General features: G+C 70.9%; 20 protein-coding genes. 15 read left to right on the forward strand and 5 right to left on the reverse strand.

The annotated features are described in order from the left end of the window. Nucleotides 1–30: 30 nt before the first annotated feature. Both BIV03_RS10725 and BIV03_RS10730 read right to left on the reverse strand, forming a co-directional pair. Entirely contained in the window at nt 31–1,503 is a 1,473-nt protein-coding gene (locus BIV03_RS10725) for a glycoside hydrolase family 32 protein (protein WP_083403360.1), read from the reverse strand. Then, the gene (locus BIV03_RS10730; RefSeq protein WP_071295687.1) at nt 1,500–2,570 is read right to left on the reverse strand and encodes a LacI family DNA-binding transcriptional regulator; all 1,071 of its coding nucleotides are present in this window, start codon (nt 2,568–2,570) and stop codon (nt 1,500–1,502) included. The genes BIV03_RS10725 and BIV03_RS10730 overlap by 4 nt, the downstream gene beginning before the upstream one ends. A gap of 137 nt (nt 2,571–2,707) precedes the next feature. On the opposite strand from BIV03_RS10730, the gene BIV03_RS10735 reads away from it, so the two are divergent. From BIV03_RS10735 to BIV03_RS10765, 7 genes are all read left to right on the forward strand, one after another. Beyond that, nucleotides 2,708–4,114 carry a sugar ABC transporter substrate-binding protein gene (locus BIV03_RS10735; RefSeq protein WP_071295688.1) on the forward strand — a complete coding sequence of 469 codons (1,407 nt, stop codon included), beginning with the start codon at nt 2,708–2,710 and terminating at the stop codon, nt 4,112–4,114. Continuing rightward, entirely contained in the window at nt 4,114–5,061 is a 948-nt protein-coding gene (locus BIV03_RS10740) for a carbohydrate ABC transporter permease (protein WP_070417979.1), read from the forward strand. The genes BIV03_RS10735 and BIV03_RS10740 overlap by 1 nt, the downstream gene beginning before the upstream one ends. Further along, a complete protein-coding gene (locus BIV03_RS10745) occupies nt 5,058–5,966 on the forward strand; it encodes a carbohydrate ABC transporter permease (RefSeq protein ID WP_083295207.1) in 909 nt (302 codons plus the stop codon). Before BIV03_RS10740 ends, BIV03_RS10745 begins: the two co-directional genes overlap by 4 nt. After that, nucleotides 5,963–7,438 carry a glycoside hydrolase family 32 protein gene (locus BIV03_RS10750; protein ID WP_083403361.1) on the forward strand — a complete coding sequence of 492 codons (1,476 nt, stop codon included), beginning with the start codon at nt 5,963–5,965 and terminating at the stop codon, nt 7,436–7,438. The genes BIV03_RS10745 and BIV03_RS10750 overlap by 4 nt, the downstream gene beginning before the upstream one ends. Before the next feature lie 52 nt (nt 7,439–7,490). Further along, nucleotides 7,491–8,420, forward strand: coding sequence for a carbohydrate kinase (locus BIV03_RS10755; RefSeq protein WP_071295747.1), 930 nt, complete (start codon nt 7,491–7,493; stop codon nt 8,418–8,420). Nucleotides 8,421–8,483: 63 nt separating this feature from the next. Beyond that, the gene (gene tatA / locus BIV03_RS10760; RefSeq protein ID WP_071295690.1) at nt 8,484–8,696 is read left to right on the forward strand and encodes a twin-arginine translocase TatA/TatE family subunit; all 213 of its coding nucleotides are present in this window, start codon (nt 8,484–8,486) and stop codon (nt 8,694–8,696) included. Between the two features lie 31 nt (nt 8,697–8,727). Continuing rightward, a complete protein-coding gene (locus BIV03_RS10765; protein ID WP_071295691.1) occupies nt 8,728–9,030 on the forward strand; it encodes a hypothetical protein in 303 nt (100 codons plus the stop codon). Between the two features lie 78 nt (nt 9,031–9,108). On the opposite strand, the gene BIV03_RS10770 is transcribed toward BIV03_RS10765, so the two are convergent. After that, nucleotides 9,109–9,669, reverse strand: coding sequence for a hypothetical protein (locus BIV03_RS10770; RefSeq protein ID WP_139201941.1), 561 nt, complete (start codon nt 9,667–9,669; stop codon nt 9,109–9,111). Between the two features lie 273 nt (nt 9,670–9,942). Here BIV03_RS10770 and BIV03_RS10775 point away from each other — a divergent pair, with 273 nt between their 5' ends. The 5 genes from BIV03_RS10775 to BIV03_RS10795 all read left to right on the forward strand — a co-directional run bounded on the left by BIV03_RS10775 (nt 9,943) and on the right by BIV03_RS10795 (nt 16,507). Next, on the forward strand, nt 9,943–11,004 hold the full coding sequence (locus BIV03_RS10775; RefSeq protein ID WP_071295693.1) for a LacI family DNA-binding transcriptional regulator: 1,062 nt from the start codon (nt 9,943–9,945) through the stop codon (nt 11,002–11,004). A 105-nt stretch (nt 11,005–11,109) separates the two neighbouring features. Further along, the gene (locus BIV03_RS10780) at nt 11,110–12,501 is read left to right on the forward strand and encodes an ABC transporter substrate-binding protein (RefSeq protein ID WP_217637376.1); all 1,392 of its coding nucleotides are present in this window, start codon (nt 11,110–11,112) and stop codon (nt 12,499–12,501) included. 11 nt (nt 12,502–12,512) lie between these two features. After that, nucleotides 12,513–13,457 carry a carbohydrate ABC transporter permease gene (locus BIV03_RS10785; protein ID WP_254790855.1) on the forward strand — a complete coding sequence of 315 codons (945 nt, stop codon included), beginning with the start codon at nt 12,513–12,515 and terminating at the stop codon, nt 13,455–13,457. After that, complete coding sequence (locus tag BIV03_RS10790; RefSeq protein WP_070417984.1) at nt 13,454–14,362, forward strand: carbohydrate ABC transporter permease; 909 nt, start codon at nt 13,454–13,456, stop codon at nt 14,360–14,362. Before BIV03_RS10785 ends, BIV03_RS10790 begins: the two co-directional genes overlap by 4 nt. Nucleotides 14,363–14,407: 45 nt before the next feature. Then, nucleotides 14,408–16,507 carry a beta-galactosidase gene (locus BIV03_RS10795; protein WP_071295694.1) on the forward strand — a complete coding sequence of 700 codons (2,100 nt, stop codon included), beginning with the start codon at nt 14,408–14,410 and terminating at the stop codon, nt 16,505–16,507. Nucleotides 16,508–16,570: 63 nt separating this feature from the next. Here the strand turns inward: BIV03_RS10795 and BIV03_RS10800 are convergent, their stop codons facing one another. After that, entirely contained in the window at nt 16,571–17,092 is a 522-nt protein-coding gene (locus BIV03_RS10800) for an RNA polymerase sigma factor (protein ID WP_071295750.1), read from the reverse strand. A gap of 381 nt (nt 17,093–17,473) precedes the next feature. Between BIV03_RS10800 and hisD the strand changes: the two genes are divergently transcribed. The 3 genes from hisD (at nt 17,474) to BIV03_RS19150 (ending at nt 21,245) form a co-directional block, all read left to right on the forward strand. Then, complete coding sequence (gene hisD, locus BIV03_RS10805; protein ID WP_071295695.1) at nt 17,474–18,814, forward strand: histidinol dehydrogenase; 1,341 nt, start codon at nt 17,474–17,476, stop codon at nt 18,812–18,814. A gap of 65 nt (nt 18,815–18,879) precedes the next feature. Further along, on the forward strand, nt 18,880–20,418 hold the full coding sequence (locus BIV03_RS10810; RefSeq protein WP_071295696.1) for an APC family permease: 1,539 nt from the start codon (nt 18,880–18,882) through the stop codon (nt 20,416–20,418). Further along, entirely contained in the window at nt 20,415–21,245 is an 831-nt protein-coding gene (locus tag BIV03_RS19150; protein WP_071295697.1) for a nitrilase-related carbon-nitrogen hydrolase, read from the forward strand. Before BIV03_RS10810 ends, BIV03_RS19150 begins: the two co-directional genes overlap by 4 nt. Nucleotides 21,246–21,254: 9 nt before the next feature. Here BIV03_RS19150 and BIV03_RS19155 read toward each other — a convergent pair whose 3' ends face one another. Then, nucleotides 21,255–22,148 (reverse strand): LysR family transcriptional regulator, encoded by an 894-nt coding sequence (locus BIV03_RS19155; protein ID WP_070417990.1) that lies wholly within the window; start codon nt 22,146–22,148, stop codon nt 21,255–21,257. Nucleotides 22,149–22,151 lie beyond the last annotated feature (3 nt).

Here is a 22,151-nt window from a genome sequence, read left to right on the forward strand (position 1 = left end):
CGCGCCTCCCGTCCGTCAGTGCGGAGCCCGTCAGCGAGTGCTGACGGTGACCCGGGTCAGCGCGAACGCGCCGTCCTGCGCGAAGAGCGCGAGACGCCCGGACGGGCGATCGTAGAGGCGCGTGCTCAACGCGACGGAACCGTCGACGACGGCGACGCAGAGGTCGCCGTCGAGGTGCACGTCGATGCGGTGCGGGCCGGGAGCGAGGGGGACCGGGCGCTCGAGCTCGACCGCGTGCGGGACGTCACCGAGGATCTGCCACTGCTCACCGCCGGTCGTACCGCGCGGCCACCGATCGAGGACGAGTCGGGAGCGGTCCGGTTCGAGGCGGAGCGCGTAGCCGGCTTCCGCGTCGTCGCTGGTGCGCAGGAGCACGCCGAACGACCGGGTGTCCGGGGCGACGTCGAGCTCGATCGTGACGAGCGCCTCGGCGGGGAGTTCCGGCCCGGTCCAGGATGCGAAGCGGCTCGATGCGCCGTCTCCGACGACCGGTGCTGCGCCGTTCACGGGTGTGAAGACATCGGTGACGTCGACCTCGTTCGCGTACGCCGCTCGGAGCGTCCGGGGGAGGTCGAAGCCCAACGATCCGTCCGGTCGCTGGTGCGCCTGGAGGGTCGCCATGGTGCCGGCCCACTGCCACGCCCCGGCGTCGCGCTCACCCTCCTTCGTGGCGATCCACCCGACGAAGAAGCGGTCCTCGCCGAGGGCGACGGTCTTCGCAGCGTAGAACGCGCGGCCGTCGACGGTGTCGTCGGCGGGCGCGAGCCACGGTCCGTCGGGCGACGTCGCGACGCGGTAGCGCGTGCAGAACGCGTCGGAGAACTCGGAGTACACGAGGTACCACCAGTCGCCCCACCGGAAGACGTCCGGGCACTCGTGGGCGATGAACCGGTGCGGCGCCCAGATCGGGTCGGCGTCGCGCCAGGTGACGAGGTCGTCCGACTCGAGGCGGGCGACGAGACCGGAGCGGCGGTAGGGCTCGTCCGGGCGGCGGGTCGCGAGGAGCATCTGCCAGGGGCGCTCGGGCGACGGGCGGAAGACGAACGGGTCGCGCCAGTCCTCGGGCGCGTAGCCGGAGAGTGCTGGCAGGTCCCACTCGGGGTGCTTCGTCCAGCGCGTGAGGTCCCCGTCGGAGGTTGCGTGGCAGACGACCTGGACGTCCTTCCGGCCGAGGTCGGTGTCGGTGGTGATGCGCGGGTTGTGGCCGGTGGAGAACAGGTGCAGGAGCCCGGAGTCGTCGCGGACGACGCTGCCCGTGTAGCAGTCGAAGTCGCTGGCGTCGGGTCCGCCCGAGGGGAGCACGACGCCGTGGTCCTCGAAGGTCACGAAGTCCGTCGTCGAGACCGCGCCCCAGGGCATGCCCGTCGCACGGTCGACGGGTGCCGCGTCCGGCCGTTCGTCGAGCAGGTAGTACAGCCACGCCCGGTCGTCGGCCGCGAACGGGATGACGTCGCCCATGAAGCCGTTCGGCGGGCGGAAGTGGGTGCTCGGTTCGGCGGTCACTCGGACTCCTGCGGATCGGGTGCGGGGGCTGGGGCGTCCCGTGGCGTTGCGAGGGAGCTTCGCGGGACGTACTCGCAGGGGACGAGGTGGCGCCCGGGATCGTGCGTCTCGGCGAGCAGGAGCGTGCCGGCGTCGAAGCCCATCTGCTGGTGGGGGAGCGCGACCGTGGTCAGCGGCGGGTGCATCTGGTCGGCGAGGTCGGGCTGGTCGTCGAAGCCGACGATGCTGACGTCTTCCGGGCAGCGGAGCCCGAGGGACTGCGCCGCCATCAGTGCGCCGACGGCCATGCGGTCGTTCCCGCACACGAGGGCGGTCGGCGGGTCGTCGGCGAGGAACTCCATCGCGAGGTCGTAGCCGGAGCCCACCTGGTAGGTGCCGTACCGGACGGGGACGGCGTCTGCTCGGAGACCGGCTTCGGCCGCGGCCTCGTCGAACCCGCGCTTGCGCTCGCGGCAGGCGTAGTCGTCCTCCGGACCGCCGAGGAACGCGACGTCGGTGTGCCCGGCGGCGAACACGGCAGCGGCGACGTCGTGGCCACCCTGGAACTCGTCGGCCAGCACGGTGACGGCCGGGGCGCCGTCCGGCGGGAAGCAGTTCACGAAGACCGTCGGCACGCCCTCGACGCCCGACACCGGCGTGACGTCCTCGGGGCCGGGGGCGGCGTAGATCAGGCCGGCGACGCCCTGCTGCACGAGGTTCGCGACGGCCGCCGTGCCGCCGTCGGACGTCTGCGCGGTCTCGACGACGAAGCAGACGTACCCGGCTTCCTGCACGGCCTGCTGCACACCCAGCACGATGTGACCGGCGTAGGGCTGGGAGACGAGCCGGTCCGCGATGACCCCGACCGTGTAGGACCGGTTCGACCGGAGGGACTGCGCGGCACGGTTCGGCTGGAAGTTGAGCGCCTTCGCCGACTCGAGCACGCGGGCCCGGGTGTCCGCGGCGATCGAGACGTCGCGCCGGTCGTTCAGCACGAACGAGACCGTCGGCTGCGAGACGCCGGCATGCCGCGCGACGTCCTTCATCGTGACGCGGTGCGACGGTTCCGTCTGCTTTCGGCTCGCCATCTGTCCTCCTTCGACATGCTCATCATGGCAGAAGCAAATACGTATTGCCTCATCTGGACGACGTGTGTACAGTCAGCGAGCAAATACGTATTGGCTCCGACTCGACGGGGCCACGATCGCTCAGAGAGGAGCGACCCATGGCGAACGGATTCAGCACTCCGATCGACCGACGCACGCTGTTCAAGTTCGGTGGTGCCGGACTCGCACTGGCCGGCATCGGATCGCTCGCGGCGTGCTCCACCTCCGGCAGTGGCGGTGGCGCGACGGGCACGATCAAGATGCTCTACTTCGGGGAGCAGAGCGCGGCGACCGCACTCCAGAAGGCCATCGAGCCGAAGATCCGGCAGCTCGACAAGACGGCGAAGCTGCAGGTCACGGCGATCAACGGCACCGACTGGAACGACTTCCTGGCGAAGGTGCTCACGCAGATCGCTTCCGGGGACGTGCCCGACATCGTCAGTGTCGCGACCGAGGGGCAGCAGCTGCTCGCCTCGAAGAACCTGCTGACGCCGCTCGACGACCTCGTCACCAAGAACTTGTCCGGGCTGTCGACGTACTTCAAGGGCATCCACCCCTCGCTGGTCGAGTCGACGATGTACCAGGGGCACCTCTACACGCTGCCCGACAGCTTCAACGCCGGCAGCATGTTCTACTCGACGTCGCTGTTCGACAAGGCGGGGCTCTCGCGTCCGGCCGCGAACTGGTCGATGGACGACTTCCACTCGTCGGCGGAGAGCCTGGCCAAGGTCGGCGGCAGCACCTACGCGTTCGACTGGGTCGTGCGGCTCTGGGGCAGCTGGACCTCGTTCCTCTACGCGAACGACGGCAACCTCCTCGAGGAGGGTCGCTACTCCGGCGGCGACTGGCTCTGGGGCAGCAAGGCGTTCGACGGCAACGCCGTGGGCGTGAGTGGCCGCAAGGGTGGCTGGAAGTGGGGCGACCCCACGGCGAACTCCGACGCCGCGGTCGAGGCGCTGCAGTACGTGATCGACCTGCAGAAGTCGGGGGCGTCCCCGTCGCCCGACGTCGGTGGTGGCGGCACGCTGCAGGGCCTCTTCGCGTCCGGGCGCATCGGCATGACGATCGGTGGTGGGTTCTGGGCGGGTGGTCTCCACAACGCGGGCATGAAGGACGGCAGCTTCGACGTCGTGGAGTTCCCGACGTGGAAGAGCAACAAGTCGCTCTTCGGTGCCGGCGGGTACGGCATCTTCGACTCGTCGAAGCAGAAGGACCTGGCGTTCGAGGTCATCAAGCTCATGGTGCAGCCGGAGAGCTTCGACGCGCTCTGGCCCGGCAACGTCACGACACCGGCGCAGAAGTCGCTGCTGACGGCCGATCGGTACGAGACCACGGGGCCGGAGCACTGGTCGGTGTTCTACGACCAGCTCGACAACTCGGTGCCGATCTCCGCACCGCCCTACTACAACGCGCTCGCGACGGCCCTCAACCAGCGCACCACCCAGGCGATCTCGTCCGGCAACGCGAAGAAGGCGCTCGACGGTCTGCAGGCCGACATCGAGAAGGCCGCCGCGCAGGCGTCGTGATGACCGCGACGACAGGATTCCGCTCCCGGCGGGCTGCCGAGGTCGCAGCCCGCCGCCCGGCGGCCAAGCGCGTCCGGCGCCGTGAAGCCTCGTTCGGCTACGCGATGATCGGACTGGCGGTGGTCTTCGTCGCCGTCTTCACCTTCATCCCGATCCTCGCGTCGCTCGGGCTCTCCTTCACGTCGTGGGACGTGATCAGCAGCCCGAAGTTCGTCGGCCTGGACAACTACGTGCGGCTGTTCACCGACGGTCCGGTCCTGGCCTCGTTCGGGGTGACCGTCGTGCTCGCGGTCTGCATCGTCGCCTTGCAGATCTCGCTCGGCATGCTGTTGGCGGTGCTGGCGAACAACCGGAAGCGCAACGCCACGCGCGTGTTCTTCCGGACGTCGTTCTACCTGCCGCTGCTCGCGTCGTCCGCGGCGGTGTCGATCTTCATGGGCTACATCTTCGACACCAAGTTCGGGCTCATCAACTACTACCTGAACGAGATCGGGCTCCCGGGCGCGCACTGGCTCAACGACCCGTTCTGGGCGAAGGTCACGGTCGTGCTCGTGGTGGTCTGGCAGCAGGTGGGGTTCACGTTCGTCCTGTTCGTGGCCGCCCTGATGTCCGTGCCGGTCGACGTCCAGGAGGCCGCAGCGATCGACGGAGCCGGGCCGTGGCGCACCCTCTTCCGGATCAAGATCCCGTTGATCAGCCCGACGATCCTCTTCGCCACCGTGATCGCGATGATCAACGCGATGCAACTGTTCGACCAGCCGTTCATCATGACGAAGGGCGGGCCGGGCACCGCGACGACGACCGCGACCATCTCCCTCTACCAGGCCGGCTTCCAGAACCTGCAGTTCGGGTTCGCCTCCGCCATCGCGATCCTGTTGCTCGTCATCATCGGCATCATCACCGGGATCCAGTTCATCGCCGCACGAAAGCTGGTGTTCTACCAATGACGACCACCGACGTCATCAACCCGCTCCACGCGCCGGAGACCGTCGCGCAGCCGAGCGTCGCCCACATCGTCCGTCGCCGCCGACCGGTGGCGAAGGTCGGCAGCGTCATCGGGCTGGTCATCCTGATCATCGCCGCGGTGTTCGCGCTCGGGCCGCTGCTCTGGACCCTGACCACCTCGCTCCGCACCCCGGCCGAGTCGTTCGACAACCCGCCGCAGTGGATCCCGCTCTCGTGGGACTTCAGCAACTACGCGGCCGTGTTCAACCAGATCCCGATCGGCCAGTTCTTCGTGAACAGCGTGCTCGTCACACTGCTCATCGTGGTCGGCCAGACCATCACCTGCACGCTCTCGGGCTACGCGTTCGCGATGATCAGCTTCCCGGGGAAGAACACGATCTTCGGGATCTTCCTCGCCACCATGATGGTGCCGATCCAGACGATCATCATCCCGGTGTTCGTCATCCTGAAGGACATGGGACTGACCGGCTCCATCGCCTCGCTCATCGTCCCGGCCCTCGGCAGCGCGTTCGGCACCTTCCTGATGCGGCAGTACTTCATGCAGATGCCGAAGGAGCTCGGTGAGGCGGCGCGCATCGACGGAGCGACGCAGTTCGGCGTCTTCTGGCACGTGTACTCGCGGATGGCCAGCCCGGCGATCGCGACGCTCGCGATCCTGAACTTCTCCGGGTTCTGGGCCGAGTACTACCGGCCGCTGATCTTCCTGAACCAGCAGGACACGTTCACGCTCCCGCTCGGCCTCGTCGGCCTGCAGGGCAACCTCGGCACCGGCTCGATCTCGGTCGTGCTCGCCGGCGTGGTCCTGACGATGATCCCGAGCGTGCTGCTGTTCATCGTCGCCCAGCGGTACTTCATCGAGGGCGTCACGGCGGGGTCGTCACGATGACCGACACCCCCGTGACCGAGGCGCCTTCGGCAGTGGCCCCGCCGGCCGACGCCCGCGCCGTCCCCACCCCGTCCCAGGAAGCAGCACCGACCGTGATCGCACCAGCCGACCACCACCTCCCGCAGTTCCACGTCCGCCTGCCCCGCGGGTACGTCAACGACCCGAACGGCCCGATCGACATCGGCGGGCAGGCCCACCTGTACTTCCAGTCCCGGCCGCGCGTCGACCTCGACGTCCCGGTGGAGTGGGGACACGTGACGAGCCACGACCTCGTGCACTGGACGCTCCACCGTCCGGCGATCGTGCCGGTCCCGGGCGGTGCCGACTCCGGTGGTGCCTGGTCGGGCAACACCGTCCTGCACGACGGGGTCGTCCGCGCCTACTACTCCGGCAAGGTCGACCACAGCCCCTTCCAGTCGGTGCTGCTCGCCGAGTCCACCGACGGCGGAGCCACCTTCGGAGCCCCCGTGCAGGTCGTCGCGGACCCCGGAGCCGAGGAATCGATCACGATGTTCCGCGACCCGTTCGTGTGGTCCGACGGAGACGGGTGGTCGATGGCCGTCGGCGCCGCGGACGCCGACCAGGTGGCGTCCGTCCGGCACTACCGCTCGACCGACGGTGTCGCCTGGGCGTTCGTCGGCGACCTCGTCGCCATGCCGCGCGCGACGGTGCACGGCATCGACACCGGCGAGGGCTGGGAGTGCCCGCAGATCATCACGATCGACGGCGCCGACGTGGCGATCGTCGCGTCCTGGTCCCACGCGGAGGGGCCCGGCGACGTGCTCGCGGTGCCCCTGACCGGTGCCCCGAGGCCCTCCCGGATCGACGACGGGCAGCACTTCTACGCGGCCTCGGTGATGCGGACGGGGTCGTGGGGCCCGGTGCTGTTCGGGTGGATCACCGAGGGCCGGACCCAGGAGTGGACCGAGCAGGCCGGCTGGTCGGGTGCGATCTCCCTGCCGCGCCGCGCCTGGGTCGCGGACGGACGGCTCCTGACCGAGCCCCACCCGGCCCTCGATGCGCTGCGCGTCGGTTCGGCGACGGACGGCCGCGCGGAGACGATCGGCGCCCAGGCCGAGATCGTGCTCCAGGACCCGGTCACCGGCCGCATCCGGGTCCGGTTCTCCGACGCCGAGTTCCTCGACATCGTCGTCGACACCGAGGCGGACACGCTCACCGTCGACCGGTCCTGCGCCAGCACTGACCAGCGCGCGGACCGGCGCCCCGCCGAGATCCGTCGTCCGTTCGACGCCGCGGCGGACCGGCCCGCGGTGCGCGTGCTGCTCGACGGCTCCGTGGTCGAGGTCTTCACCAGCGCCGGACGCTCCGTCACGACGCGGGTCTACCCGGTGCAGGCACCGCCGTGGACAGTCGAGGCCCCGGAGGGCGCGTCGTGGTGGCCGCTCGAGTGCGCGGTCACCTCGGTGGCGTCCGCTCCGCGAGCGGTCGTCGCCGGGGCCGGGACTGCCTGATGTCGCTGCGGTACGGCCCCGTCGCCGGTCCGGGAAGGACACGGACGTGTCGATGATCACCGTCGCCGGCGAAGCGCTGGTCGACGTCGTCGGTCAGGGCCGCGAGGTCCCCGGCGGCGGGCCCGCGAACGTTGCGCTCGGCCTGGGGCGGCTCGGCGCCGAGGTCGAGTTCGCGACCTGGCTCGGTGCGGACGAGCGAGGACGGCGCATCGCGCAGCACCTCGAGGCCTCGGGCGTCCAGCTCGTCGCCGGGGGCTTCGGCGCTGCCCGGACGTCATCCGCGACGGTGCTGCTCGGTGCGGACGGGCAGCCCAGCTACGCGTTCGACATCGAGTGGGACCTCCCGCGCCTCCAGCGGACACCGGCGTGGTTGCACGTCGGATCGATCGCCGCGTTCCTCCAGCCGGGGGCAGAGAAGGTGCTCGCTGCGGCCGAACGGACCACGGCCGCCGGTGGGATCGTCTCGTTCGACCCGAACGTCCGCCCCGCCCTGCTCGGCACCCGGTCCGCAGCACGCGCCCGGTTCGAGGAGCTGGCGGCCCTGGCGACCGTGGTGAAGCTCTCCGACGAGGACGCGGCATGGCTCTGGCCCGGGCGTGACACCGACGCGGTGCTCGACGCGATCATCGCGCTCGGGGCGGAGCTCGCCGTCGTCACCGCCGGGGCGTCGGGATCCATCCTGTCCACGGCCTCGGAGCGGGTGACGGTGCCGGGGGAGCGCGCGGCCGTCATCGACACGGTGGGCGCGGGGGACACCTACACCGCGGCGCTCCTCTGGCAGTTGACCTGCTCGCGGCCGTGGCCGGCGGACTCGTCGTCGACGGGCAGTGGCTCGTCGCTGGGGCACCTCGACGGCACCGCGCTGGAGGAGCTGGGTCGGACGTGCTCCATCGCCGCGGCGATCACGGTCGGACGGCGCGGGGCCGACCTGCCGACCATCGACGACGTCCGTCTGGCCTCCGGCCCGAAGGCCGTCCGGTGACCGCGTCGACCGTGCGGACCCACCGACCCTCGTCCACGACCCGAACCCTCGAAGGAGAACACCGTGCTCGGCAACCTCACCGGCATCCACCTGCTCGTCATCCTCGGCATCGTCATCCTGCTCTTCGGCGCCACCAAGCTCCCCGCCCTGGCGAAGGGTCTCGGGCAGTCGCTCACGATCTTCCGCCGCGAGGTCCGCGACACTGAGCCGCACGGCACCCCGACCGGCGACTCTGCTCCCGCCGCGACGTCGACCCCGACGACGCCCGCCGAGTGACGACACCGCCTCGGGCTGAGCGGAGCGCACCGTGGACGCCGATAAGCTGATCGTCATCGGGATCGTCGCCGCGGTCTTCGTCGGACCGCACCGCCTCGTCGGTCTCGCGCAGCAGCTGGCCGGGTTCGTCCGACAGCTCCGTCACTGGGCGGAATCCACGAAGGCCCAGGTCGAGGAGGAGATCGGCGTCGAGATCGACTGGTCCGAGCTCGACCCGCGTCGGTACGACCCGCGCCGGATCATCCGTGATGCGCTGACGCACCCGTCGTCAGCGAGCGAGTCGGGGGAGCGGGCGTCAGCGGCGACGGCTGTCACCCATGAGACTCAGCAGTGATGCCCCGCGCCACTCCGCGGAGCGCGTGAGTTCCCCGACCACGCGATCCGCGGTCGAAGCGTCTGATGCACGAACGCCTCAACGGACATCAGCGCTCGACCAGAGCCCGCGCGCGAGTCCCCACGCCCGGCGGAGGACCGGACGCAGTTCCGTGGCTGCCGCGACGAGCAGCGTGCAGGTCTGCGCGATCAGGAACACCACGAGCGCAACCGACGCGAACGCGGTGACGATCCACGCGGTGGCCGGCACCAGGAGCAGCATCCCGAGCACGCGGACGGCACGGGGTTCCACGGGCCGCCGCGCGGAGAGGGCCCCAGCTGCGACGAAGGCGAGCGGGACGAGTGCCTGCAGGACGAGCGCGATGGGGAACCACAGCTGACTGCTGGTCGCCGGGGACAGCGTCGCCACGAAGCCGACGACGCCAGCGGCGACGAAGATGCGCACGGCATCGCGGGTGAACGCTCCACCAGCGGCAGCCATCGACCCTGCTGCCACCGACGTCGCGGCCAGGACGGGCACGGCGATCGCACCGAGGACGTGGTGCCCGGTGAAGCCCAGCAGGTTGTCGATCGCGAGCAACGCCGCGCAGCAGGCGCCGACGGCGAGGGCGACGGATGGTCTCGTTCGCGACCCGCTCATCGCTCGCTACCGTCGATCGGTTGCGCAGAGTCGCCGGTTCCCCGGTGCGCAGTCAGTGATCACCGCTCGTCAGTGCTCATGTTCATCCTCCCCGAATCATCGCCACGGGCACGGCGACGAAGCCCAGAATGCTGCACATCAGCGAACGGTACAACCTCACGGGTGCGAGCGGTACGAGGAAGATGACCCTTGACTACGTAGACAACCCCGTGGTTACCTGTCTCCCACACCCGATCCCCCTCGGGCCCGAGGCTGCAGCGAAGGAGCTGGCACATGAGCGACACCGCCCCCGTCCGCCGCCTGCGCCCCGCCTCGATGACCGACGTCGCCGCCCTCGCCGGTGTCTCCCAGAAGACCGTCTCCCGCGTGGTGAACGACGAGCCCCACGTCACCGAGGCCGTGCGCGCCAAGGTCGAGGCCGCGATCGCCGAGCTCGGTTTCCGCCCGAACGCCGCCGCCCGCTCCCTGAAGTCCCAGCGCTCCCGCCGCGTCGGCCTCATCACCATCGGCACGAACCTGTACGGCCCGACGGCGATGCTCACCGGCGTCGAGCAGGCCTGCCGCACGAACGGCTACAGCCTCGCCGTGGTCCGAACGGTGACCGCGACCGCCGAGGAGCTCCAACCCGCGGTGGACTCCCTCATCGGCCAGGACGTCGAGGCGATCGTCTTCTCCGAGCCGGTCGACAACCAGATGGACCAGCTCCGCATGCCCTCGGGCGTGACCGTCCTGACGCTCGGGCCGCCCGACGTCGCCGACCGTGAGAACACCCTCGCGGTCGGCCTCGACGAGACCGGTGCCGCCTTCGCTGCGACCGACCACCTGCTGGCCCTCGGTCACGAGACCGTGTGGCACATCGCCGGCCCCGGGAACTGGACCTCGAGCCAGCGCCGGGAGACCGGTTGGCGCGCGGCCCTGCAGGATGCGGGCGTCGCCGAGCACGAACCGGTCGAGGGGGACTGGTCGCCGCAGAGCGGCCACGACGCGATGCGCGCGCTCCTCACCCGACCCGACGTGACCGCGGTGTTCGTGGCGAACGACCAGATGGCGATCGGCGCGATGTCCGCGATCCAGCAGGCGGGTCTGTCCGTCCCGCGCGACATCAGCATCGTCGGCTTCGACGACATGCCGATCGCGGCGTTCCTGCCGGTGCCCCTCACCACCATCCGCCAGGACTTCGACGAGGCCACCCGTCTCGCGATGCACCGCCTGTTCCGGACGCTCGACGGCCACCCGCCGGCCGAGCGGCACCGGATGCTCCCCGGCCAGCTCATCACGCGCGCCACCAGCGCGCCGCCGTCACCGGAGCGGCGTCACCTCCGCCCCGCCGACTGAACACCGGACGGGAGGCGCGGCTTGCCGCCGTCCCGTGAGTGAGCGCTCACGCGCGCTCGCCTCCACACCCGCACCCACCTCGACGACGACGTCAGGAGACGACACGTGACCCCAGTACCACCGCGACCCGGCACGACCGCCGCAGCCGCGCCTCCCGACCGGAACGCGAGCCCGGGACCCAGCCGACGCGACCTGCTCCGATGGGGCGCCGCTGCTGGCGGAGCCTTCGCGCTCAGCGGCCTGCTGGCCGCTTGCTCACCGCAGTCGACCGCAGCCGTCCGCTCCGGACGCGCCGACCTGGCGTTCTGGACGCACGACCCCGGCTACGAGAAGTTCTTCACCCAGGCGCTGCCGGTCGCCGACCGGAAGTCCGACTTCCGGTTCGCGCTCGACATCACCACGATCGCGGCGGCCGACATCCCGACGAAGCTCATCGCCCAGGCGGTCGCGGGCACGGGCACACCGGACGTCGCGGGACTCGAGATCGGAGCGTTCTGCCGGATGCTCCGCGGCGACATCGCGAAGGAGCTGCTGAGCGACCTGTCGCCGTCGGTGGCCGCGCAGCAGGACGACCTGATCGCCGCACGACTGACGCCGTTCTCGAAGGACGGACACCTCTACGCGCTCGACTCGGACACCCCGCTCTGCGTGTACTACCACCGTGCCGACCGGTTCGAGGCCCTCGGCATCCCCGACGACCTGACGACGTGGGAGGAGTACATGGACCTCGGGGCGAAGCTCAACAAGAGCAAGGGCGTCTCGCTGCACGCGGTCGCGGTCACCGACCCGGGCGGCACGCTGCAGAGCTACCAGATCCTGCTGCTCCAGCGCGGCGGCGACCTGTACGACGAGGACGGCGGCATCGCCATCCAGACCCCGGAGGCCGAGCGCACCCTGCAGTTCCTCGTCGACGGCGTGCAGTCCGGAGCGATCGCCACGGTCGCGGACATGTACGGGCCGAGCCTGCAGTCCGGGCTGAAGGGCGGCACGATCCTGGCGGTCGACATGCCCTCCTGGTACGCCAGCTACGGCATCAAACCGAACGTCCCCGAGCAGAAGGGGAAGTGGCGCGTCCGGAACCTGCCCCGGTTCGCCGGTGGCGGCAGCACGACGAGCGTCGGCGGCGGGACCGGGTTCGCGGTGCTCCGCGACAAGCCCCTCACGAAGGCGGGGATCGACCTCGTGCTCGCGGCGTACCTCGACCCGGACCAGCAGGTGAAGCGGTACCAGGACCTCGGGTACCTGCCGACCCTGCGCTCGGTCTACGACGACCCGCGCCTCGCCGCGATGAGCGACCCGTACTTCGGCGGGCAGCAGCTGTTCGGCGTCTACAAGTCCGTCGTCGACGACGTCCCGTCGCAGCACCAGAGCGCCGACGCAGCGATCCTGCAGACCGTCCTGAGCGGCTACATCATCAAGGCCTACAAGGGCCAGATCTCCCCGAAGCAGGCGCTCGACGCCGCTGCGGCCGACTTCCGCGGCCAGACCCGCGCCTGAGGAGGACGACGTTGTCCACATCCACCGCCACCGGCATCCCGGTGTCCGCCACCACGGCCGATCCGCCGGCCCGACGACGACGGCTCAACACGAACGGCGGCAGCGCGCCGTACCTGTTCATCGCGCCGTTCTACGTGCTGTACGGCCTGTTCATGATCGTGCCGGTGCTCGCCGCCGTGTACCTGTCGCTCACGGAGTGGGTCGGTCTCGGCACCCCGAACTGGATCGGGCTGTCGAACTACGCGAACCTGTTCCGCGACACCAGCTTCGGCACCGCCCTGGTGAACTCGCTGATCTACACGCTCATCGCCGTGTTCGTCATCGTGCCGGTCTCCCTGCTCGTCGCGCAGGCGCTGAACGCCAAGGGGCTGCGCGCCCGTGACCTGTTCCGCGTAACGTTCTTCATCCCGATGGTGCTGTCGCCGATCGTCATCGCGCTCATCTACAGCCTGGTGTTCGACACGAACTACGGGCTGCTCAACGCCTCGCTCAAGGCGCTGTTCGGGCTGCCGAACACCGACTGGCTCGGGGACCCGACGCTCGCGAAGGTCGCGATCGGGTTCGTGCTCCTCTGGCGCACGGTCGGGTACCTGACGATCTTCTTCCTCGCGGCGCTCCAGAACGTGTCGCCGGAGCAGTACGAGGCCGCGTCGCTCGACGGTGCCGGCACGTTCCGGAAGTTCACGAACGTGACCCTGCCGGAGATCCGACCGGTCACGAGCTTCGTCGTCGTCACGTCGTTCATCAGCGCCGCGCAGCTCTTCGACGAGCCGTACCTGCTGACGAAGGGCGGCCCGGGCGAAGCGACCCTGTCCGTCGCCATGTTCATCTACCGCGCCGCGTTCGAGCGACAGCAGTTCGGGTACGCGGCCGCGGCCGGGGTCGTGCTGTTCGTCATCGTCTTCGGCGTCAGCCAGATCCTCAACCGCGCACTCGCCATCGGGAGGGACGCATGACCGCCACCACCGACCGCCCGACCACCCGGGCCGTCACCACCGCCGGAGGTCGGGCTCCCCGCTCCGGCCCGCCCCGCACGCGCGGGTGGGTCGCCCGCCGTGGGCTGCTCTACGCGACCCTCATCGCCCTGCTGCTCGTGTTCGTCTTCCCGCTGCTCTGGGCCCTGTCCGGCTCGTTCAAGCGACGCGGCGACATCTTCGCGACACCGCCGTCGCTGATCCCGAACCCGGCGACCGGCGAGAACTACTCCAACCTGCTGTCGACCCAGCCGTTCTGGGCGTGGTTCGGCATCAGTGTCGGGACCGCGCTCATCGCCACCGTCGTGTCCGTCTTCGTCTGCGCGATGGCGGGCTACGGGTTCGCGAAGTTCCGGTTCCGGGGCAAGCGGGTGCTGTTCGCGGTGATGTTCTCGTCGCTGTCCGTGCCGTTCGCGGTGATCCTCGTGCCGCTCTTCATCCTGGTGGTGAAGTCGGGGCTCACGAACCCGTGGTTCTCGCTCGTCGTGCCGTGGGTGGCCCCGGCGTTCGGCATCTTCATGATGCAGCAGTTCATCGTCCAGGCGATCCCGGACGAGATCATCGAGGCCGCCCGCATCGACGGCAACTCGGAGTTCGGCACGTTCCGTCGTGTCGTGCTCCCGTTGCTCCGGCCGTCCCTCGGCGCACTCGCCGTGTGGAGCTTCCTGCAGAGCTACAACTCGTTCCAGTGGCCGCTGGTCCTGTTGTCCGACTCGAACCAGTACACCCTGCCGCTCGGCCTCAACGCGATCTTCGCCTCGGAGAACCGCTCGTACGACCTCGTGCTCGCCGGCGCCGTGCTCGCGAGCGTGCCGACCATCCTCGTGTTCCTGCTCCTCCGCAAGCAGCTGCTCGACGGCCTGACGGCCGGCGCCGTGAAGGGCTGAGACATGACTCGCGACCAAGCACCCTCGAACGGAGTACCCCGCACCATGCAGCACGACCGCGTCCTCTTCGGCGCCGCTTACTACCACGAGTACCAGCCCACACCGCGGCTCGACGAGGACATGCGCCTCATGCAGGAGGCCGGGTTCTCGGTCATCCGCGTCGGCGAGTCCGTCTGGAGCACCTGGGAGCCGGAGAACGGCCGGTTCGACCTCGAGTGGCTCGCCCCGGTGCTGGATGCCGCGCACGAGCACGGCATCCGGGTGGTCCTCGGCACGCCGACCTACGCGGTGCCGATGTGGCTCGCCCGCATCGTGCCGGAGATCAACGTCCGGCGACGGACCGGCGGCGAGGCGATGGGCTGGGGGGCTCGCCAGGAGATCGACTACGCCCACCCGGCGTTCTTGTTCCACGCCGAGCGGGTCATCCGGAAGATCGTCGCCCGGTACGCCGACCATCCGGCCGTGATCGGCTACCAGGTCGACAACGAGCCGGGCAACGAGCTCATCGCGAACCCCGAGGTGTTCCAGCGGTTCGTCGACCACCTGCGGCACACCTACGGGAGCGTCGAGCGGCTCAACGAGGAGTGGGGGCTGACCTACTGGTCGCACCGGCTCTCGACCTGGGCGGACCTGTGGACCCCGGACGGCAACGCGCAGCCGCAGTACGACCTCGCGTGGCGTCGGTTCCAGGCCTCGATCACGACGGACTTCATCGCCTGGCAGGCATCGGTCGTGCGGGAGTACTCCCGTGCGGACCAGTTCGTCACGACGTGCATCGCCTACGAGCGGCCCACCGTCGAGGACGAGGTGCTCACCCGTTCCCTCGACGTCACGGCCGGCAACCCCTACTACCGGATGCAGGACGCGCTCGAGCTCCCGAGCACCGACGAGCCGGCCCAGTTCTGGACGTCGTCCGGCGCCTGGTCGATCGTCGCGTCGGGCGACCGGATGTACGGGTCGAAGCAGGCGCCGTTCCTCGTCACCGAGACGAACGCGCAGGCCATCGGCTTCTCGTGGATGAACGAGCCGGCGTACGAGGGGCAGTGGCGCCAGGCCGCGTGGGCGCTCGTGTCCCGTGGCGCCTCGATGATCGAGTACTGGCACTGGCACACGCTGCACTACGGGGTGGAGACGTACTGGGGCGGGGTGCTCCCGCACTCCCAGCAGCCTGGGCGGACGTACGAGGAGATCGCCCGGATCGGTGCCGAGTTCGCGCGCGCCGGGGACCGGGTCGCCGGACTCCGGCCGCACGCCGACGTCGCGCTGCTCTTCTCGAACGAGTCGAAGTGGGCGTTGAACGAACACCCGGCGCTCGGCGACGGCATGGAGCCCGACCGCCGATCGTGGCAGACGGTCTACGACGCCTTCGCCCGCGGCGTGTTCGACGCCGGGCTCCAGGCGAACACGGTGCACCCGTCGCAGGTGTTCGACCGCGACCCGGGGTCCTTCGCCGCCGAGCGCCCGGTCCTCGTCGCCGCGGCGTTCACCATCGCCACCGACGCGCAGCTGCAGTGGCTCGCCGCCTACGCCGAGGCCGGCGGCCACCTCGTGGTCGGCATCCGCACCGGCTACGAGGACGAGGAGGCGCGTGCCCGGCTCGAGCGCAAGCCTGCCTTCCTCGACGTCGCGGCGGGCGTCCACTACGACGAGTTCAGCAACCTCGGTCGCCGCATCCCGGTGTCCGCCGGGGCCGCCGCGACGGACCACGGGTTCTCCGTGCCGGTCGGGGCCACGGCGACCCGGTGGGCGGACGGCCTGCTCGTCGACGACGCCGACGTGCTCGTCGGGTACGACCACCCGCACCACGGCCGGTTCGCCGCGGTCACCACCCGTGCGCACGGTGCCGGACGGGTGACCTACGTCGGGACCGTCCCGGACCCGGCGCTCGCCGCGGCGCTCGTCGACTGGGCGGCTCCGCGGGCGGACGGAGCACCCGGCTGGCGTCCCCAGGCCGACACGCAGTCGGTGCAGAGTTCGGTCAACGGACGCGGGGAGACCGTGCACGTGGTCCACAACTGGTCGTGGACGCCGAGCACCTTCCAGGTGCCGGTCGCGGCGGAGGACGTCGTCGACGGCACGGCGCTCGCCGCCGGGTCCGAGCTGTCGCTCGGGGCGTGGGACGTGCGGGTGCTGGCCGTCCGGTAGGCGACCACTGCGGGACGGGAGGCGCGGTGCCAGCTGGCACCGCGCCTCCCGTCCGCCGTCAGGTCACCGCCACGCCGCCAGCTCACGCGAGAGCGTCGCCCGCGCCCGGACCAGCATCCCGCGCACCGTCGAGACCGGCAGGCCGAGCGCAGCGGCGACCTCCCGGTAGGACAGCTGCTCGACGTGGCGCAGCTCCCAGCACCGGCGCTGCGTCGCGGGCATGGTCGTGAGCACCGCCGTCGCAGCCTGCGCGAGGGACGCACGCTCGGTGACACCGGTCGGGGCGTGGTCGTCCGCTGCGGGCGTCGACTCGTCGAGCCGTCCGGTGACCCGCGCCGCGGCCCCGCTGAACCGGTCGTAGCTCCGGCGCCGAGCGGTGGTCACGAGCCAGCCGCCGATCGCCGCTGCGTCGACGATCGCCCCCAGGTGCGTCCACGCCGCGAGGAACGTCTCCTGCACGACGTCGTCGGCGTCCGCGTGGGAGTGCAGGACGCGCATGGCGGTGGCGTGCACGAGCGGCGTGTGCCGTCGCACGATCGATGCGAAGTCCGCGGGGTGCGGTGGTGCTGCGGTGGGGGCGCGCATGAGCACGGTGGGCTCCGATCCTCGGGTGGATGCGTCCCGGGGATTCGGAATCGGGTCACGCCGAGAGGGTCGGGGTGCTTACCCCAGATCGCGGGGGACCGGGCCTGGTGCCGGGCCGCCCGACCAGCGCCGGATGGCGTCCTCGTCGAGGGCGGTGATCCCGTGGTGCACCGGGAGGGTGACGTGGAGCGCGATCTTCGCGTCGTCGGGTGCCAGCCGGTCCGCGAAGGGGAAGAGGTCGGTCTCGTGACCGTCGGACGCGGATCAGCAGGGACCGACAGCACGAGGCGCGACCGCGTCGCGTGCCCCATCGTGTTTCCCGATGGACCTCGGCTGCCATTCGGGCTACCTCCCCGCCCCACCCGTGGCCAGGGTGGACCCATGCAGCTCTCCTCCCGCTTCACCACCCGCAACGCCGACCGCTTCCGCTTCGTCAAGGCACCCGGCCTCGACACCCCGCCCGCGCAGCGCGACCCCGCGGTCATCGAGACGGTGAGCCGCATGCTCTCGGAGATCGAACGCGGTGGCATGGACGCGATCGCCCGGTACGCCCGGGAACTCGACCGGCAGGACGCACCCCTCGAGCTGTCCGCTGCCGAGATCGCGGCGAGCGGTGATCGCCTCGCGCCGGACCTGCGTGAGGCGATCGAGCTCGGCTCGGCGCGGACCAAGCAGTTCGCGGCGATGCAGCGGGAGCACCTCACGGACTTCGAGGCGGAGCTCGCCGACGGCCTCGTCGTCGGCCAGCGCTACGTCCCGGTCGGCAGCGTCGGCGCGTACCTGCCCGCCGGGCGCTTCCCGCTGACCGCGAGCGCGTTCATGACGGTCGGGGTGGCCAAGGTCGCTGGTGTCCCGTCGGTCGTCGCGTGCACGCCTCCGCAGCCGGACGGTGGCGCGAACGACGCGGTCACGTACGCGGCGCACCTGTCCGGAGTCGACCGGCTGTTCGTCCTCGGTGGGGTGCAGGCGCTCGCGGCGATGGCGTTCGGTCTGCTCGACACGGACCTCGACCCGGTCGACATGCTCGTCGGCGCAGGCAACGCGTACGTGGCCGAGGCGAAGCGCCAGCTCTTCGGGACGGTCGCGATCGACCTGCTCGCCGGTCCCAGCGAGGTGGCGGTCATCGCGGACGACTCGGCGGACGCGGAGATCGTCGCCGCGGACCTGCTCGGGCAGGCCGAACACGGGCCGAACTCCCCGGCGACCCTCGTCACGACGTCCGAGCGGCTCGCGCACGAGGTCGTGGCCGCCGTCGAGCGGCAGCTCCCCACGCTGTCCACGAACGCGATCTGCGGGCCCGCCTGGCGCGACCACGGTTCGGTCGTGCTCGTCCCGACGCGCGAGGACGCCGTGCTCGTGATGGACGAGCTGGCTCCGGAACACCTCGAGGTCCAGACCACCGACGACGAGTGGTACCACGACCACCTCACCAACTACGGCTCGCTGTTCCTCGGGCACTGGAGCACCGTCGCCTACTCGGACAAGGGCATGGCCGGCACGAACCACACCCTGCCGACCGCCGGGGGAGCGAAGCACAGCGCGGGACTCTCGGTGTCGCGCTACCTCAAGCCGCTCACCTACCAGCGCATCGCCCGCGAGGCCACCCCGTCGGTCGCGCACGCCGTCGACGTCATCTCGGCGAGCGAGGGCATGAGCGCGCACCGCGCCACCGCCACCATGCGTCTCGGCACGTACGCACCCGTCGCAGCGAGCAACGACTGACCCCTGCACCACCCCCGTACCTCCCACCCCACCCGACCCGAACACCGACCGCATCGGAGCCAGCGATGACCACCGAGCACCACTCCAGCCCAGTCCCCTCGAGCCCCGGCGCCGCCGGCCCCGGCCTGAAACGGGAGCTCAAGGTCGCCGACGCCGCGGCGTTCTCCGTCGGTCTCATCGGACCCGTCGGGGTCATGGCGCTCCTCGGGGCGGGTGCCGCGGGCATCCTCGGCCGCGGCGCCACCTGGGCCTTCGTGTTCGCGCTCGTCGCGGTGTCCCTCGTCGCGTACGGGTTCGTGAAGCTGTCGCGGCACATCGCGCACACGGGCTCCGTCTACGCCACGGTGGGCCTCACACTCGGCGCGCGAGCAGGGTTCGTCGCCGGCTGGGCGCTGTTCTTCGGCTACGTGACGATCGGCGCCGGGTCCGGCATCGAGATCAGCCTGTTCGTCACGCAGCTGCTGAACGACGTCGGGCTGGACGTCGCGCCGGACTGGATCTGGGTGACGATCGTGGCGCTCGCCGTCGTCGTGCTGCTCGGACGCCGCCCGGTCCACGTCATCACGCGGTCGTTGCTCTACGCCGAGCTGATCGGTGCCGTGCTCGTCACCGTCCTCAACGTCGTCGTGCTCGTCCGGCTCGGGGTCGGTGCGGCGCCCGCCGGTCGGCACCTCAGCTGGGACTTCCTCGCCCTGCCGAGCGGCACCGACGTCGGTCTGATCGCGGGCGCCGCGGTGTTCGGGTTCCTCGCGTTCGCCGGCTTCGAGGGCGCGGCGACCCTGGGCGAGGAGACGAGCAACCCGAAGCGGGACATCCCGAAGGCCCTGAAGATCGCGATCGTCGTCGTCGGAGCGTTCTACCTGCTGTCGATCGTCGCGCAGTCGCTCGGCTACGGCACCTCGGCAGCCGGGGTGAAGCAGTTCGCCGGCTCGGCGGCCCCCTACGGCGACCTGGCCCGCACGTACGTCGGCAGCTGGCTCGCGGACCTGCTCACCCTCGCCGCCGTGGTCAGCCTGTTCGCCATCTTCCTCGGCACCCTGTCCGGAGCGTCGCGCGTCCTCTTCGCCCTGTCCCGCGACACCGGCATCGCCCGGCCGGTCGCGAAGCTGTCGCCGCAGGGATCGCCGGTCAACGCCCTGAGCGTCGTCGCGGTCGTCGTCCTGCTCGTCGTGGTCGGGGAACGGCTCTCCGGCGCAGCGGTGCTCGACGCGACGTACTGGGCACTCACCGTCGGGACCATCGCACTGCTCGTCGCCTACGTCCTCGCCACCGTCGGGGCCGTCCGGTTCCTCTTCTTCTCGCGCCGGACCGACACCCCGAGGTGGCAGATCGTCGTGCCGGTCCTGGCGCTCGCCCTGGTGCTCTACACGATCTACAAGAACGCCGTCGGGCTCGAGGCGCCGTACAGCTGGTTCCCGTACATCGTCGCGGCGTGGCTCCTCGTCGGGCTCGCGATCACGTTCCGGACGGGGCTGGTCGAACGGGTTCGGGTCGCCCTGGCAGCGTCGACCGATGACGGCCGGGAGGCACCTCCCGCAGTCGACAACGGAACCGCACCGCCGCAGCGACCCGCGTCCCGTGACGACGAGGACGTGGTCGCGTGACCCGCGTCGCCGCGGTGCAGCTCGCGCCCGTCGTCGGTGACCTCGCGGCGAACGCCGCGACGGTCGGGGCGGCGCTCGCCGCCGTCCCGGACGACGTGGACGTCGTGGTCCTGCCGGAACTCGCGACGAGCGGCTACGTGTTCCGCGATGCCGCGGAGGCCCGCTCTGCAGCCGTCCCCGCGTCGGACGCGACCGTGACGGACTGGGCGACCACTGCCTCCCGGCTCTCCGGCGGCGCCGGTGGCGTCGTCGTGGGCGGCTTCGCCGAACTCGGCGACGACGGTGTCGTGTACAACTCCGCCGCGGTCGTCGACCCGTCCGGGGTGATCGGCGTCTACCGGAAGGTCCACCTGTGGGACGGCGAGAAGGAGTGCTTCACGCCGGGGTCCCAGCCGCCGCTCGTCGTGGACACCCGGCACGGGCGCATCGGCGTGGCCATCTGCTTCGACATGGAGTTCCCGGAGTGGACCAGGCTCGCGGCGCTCGACGGTGCGGACGTGCTCGCGGTGCCGACGAACTGGCCGTACGTCGAGCGCCCCGCGGGGGAGCGTGCCCCCGAGGTGCAGATCGCCATGGCCGCCGCGCGGGTGAACCGGATGGCGATCGTGTGCGCCGACCGGTGTGGCACCGAGCGCGGGGTCGACTGGAACGAGGGGACCTCGATCGTCGATGCCGACGGATGGGTGCGCGCCGCGACGGGACCGGGCCCCGGCACGGTGATTGTCGACCTCGACCTCGTCGCCACCCGGGACAAGACCCTCACACCGCGCGCGGACCTGTTCGGTGACCGACGGCCGGACCTCTACGGACCGCTCACCGGCCGGTGACGACGCCGGTCACCCCTCGGTGAGGAGCTCGCGGGCCAGACGGGCGAGCTCCGCGGTGGCCGCCGACAGGATCGACCCGTCCCGTTCGACGAGCGCGACGGTGTCGTGGACCGGCTCGGCGAACGGCGTCCAGTGCAGCCCGAGACCCGCGGCGGACACCTCGGCGACCGCCCGGGCGATGAACGTGTCGCCCACTCCCGACGCGACGAGGGCGAGCGCGGTCTCGACCTGCTCGACCTCGACGTGCGGCTCGAGGGACACCCCGGCGAGGCGGGCACGTTCGGCGAACTGCCGTCTGGTGGGGTCGCGCCAGCCGTAGTGCGCGTCGTACAGGACGAGGCGACGAGCAGCCATGGCCTCGATCGTCATCGGCTGCTCGGCGACCGACGGGTCCCGGCTGACGAAGACGACCTCGTCACGGCGGAGCGGCGTCACCCGGAGCCCGTCGGTGTCGATCGGCAGGACGACGAGCCCTGCTTCGAGACCGCCCGAGGCCACCTCGTTCGCGACCTCGACCGAGTTCAGCCCGATGACCCGGAGCCGCACGGCCGGGTGGGCGGCGTGGAACCGGGTGAGGAGCTCGTCGAGCGCGTAGTACTTCGCGTTGCGGAGCAGTCCGAACGACGCCGTCCCGCCGACCAGTGACGTCACCGCGCGGAGCGCCCGGTCCGCCGAGTCGGCCTCGGCGATGATCCGCTCCGCCATCGGCAGCAGGACCGCGCCGGCGTCCGTCAGGGTCAGGCGCCGCCGGCCCCGGACGAACAGCGCGGTGTCGTACGCGCCCTCGAGCCGGCGGACGAACTCGGAGACCGACGACTGCGAGCGGAGCAGGGCCGCCGCGGCCGCCGTGAACGAGCCGAGGTGGGCGACGGCGACGAAGACGCGCAGCTGCACCAGGGTCACGGC

Source organism: Curtobacterium sp. MCBA15_016 (genome assembly GCF_001865105.1).
In the GTDB taxonomy this organism is placed as follows: domain Bacteria; phylum Actinomycetota; class Actinomycetes; order Actinomycetales; family Microbacteriaceae; genus Curtobacterium.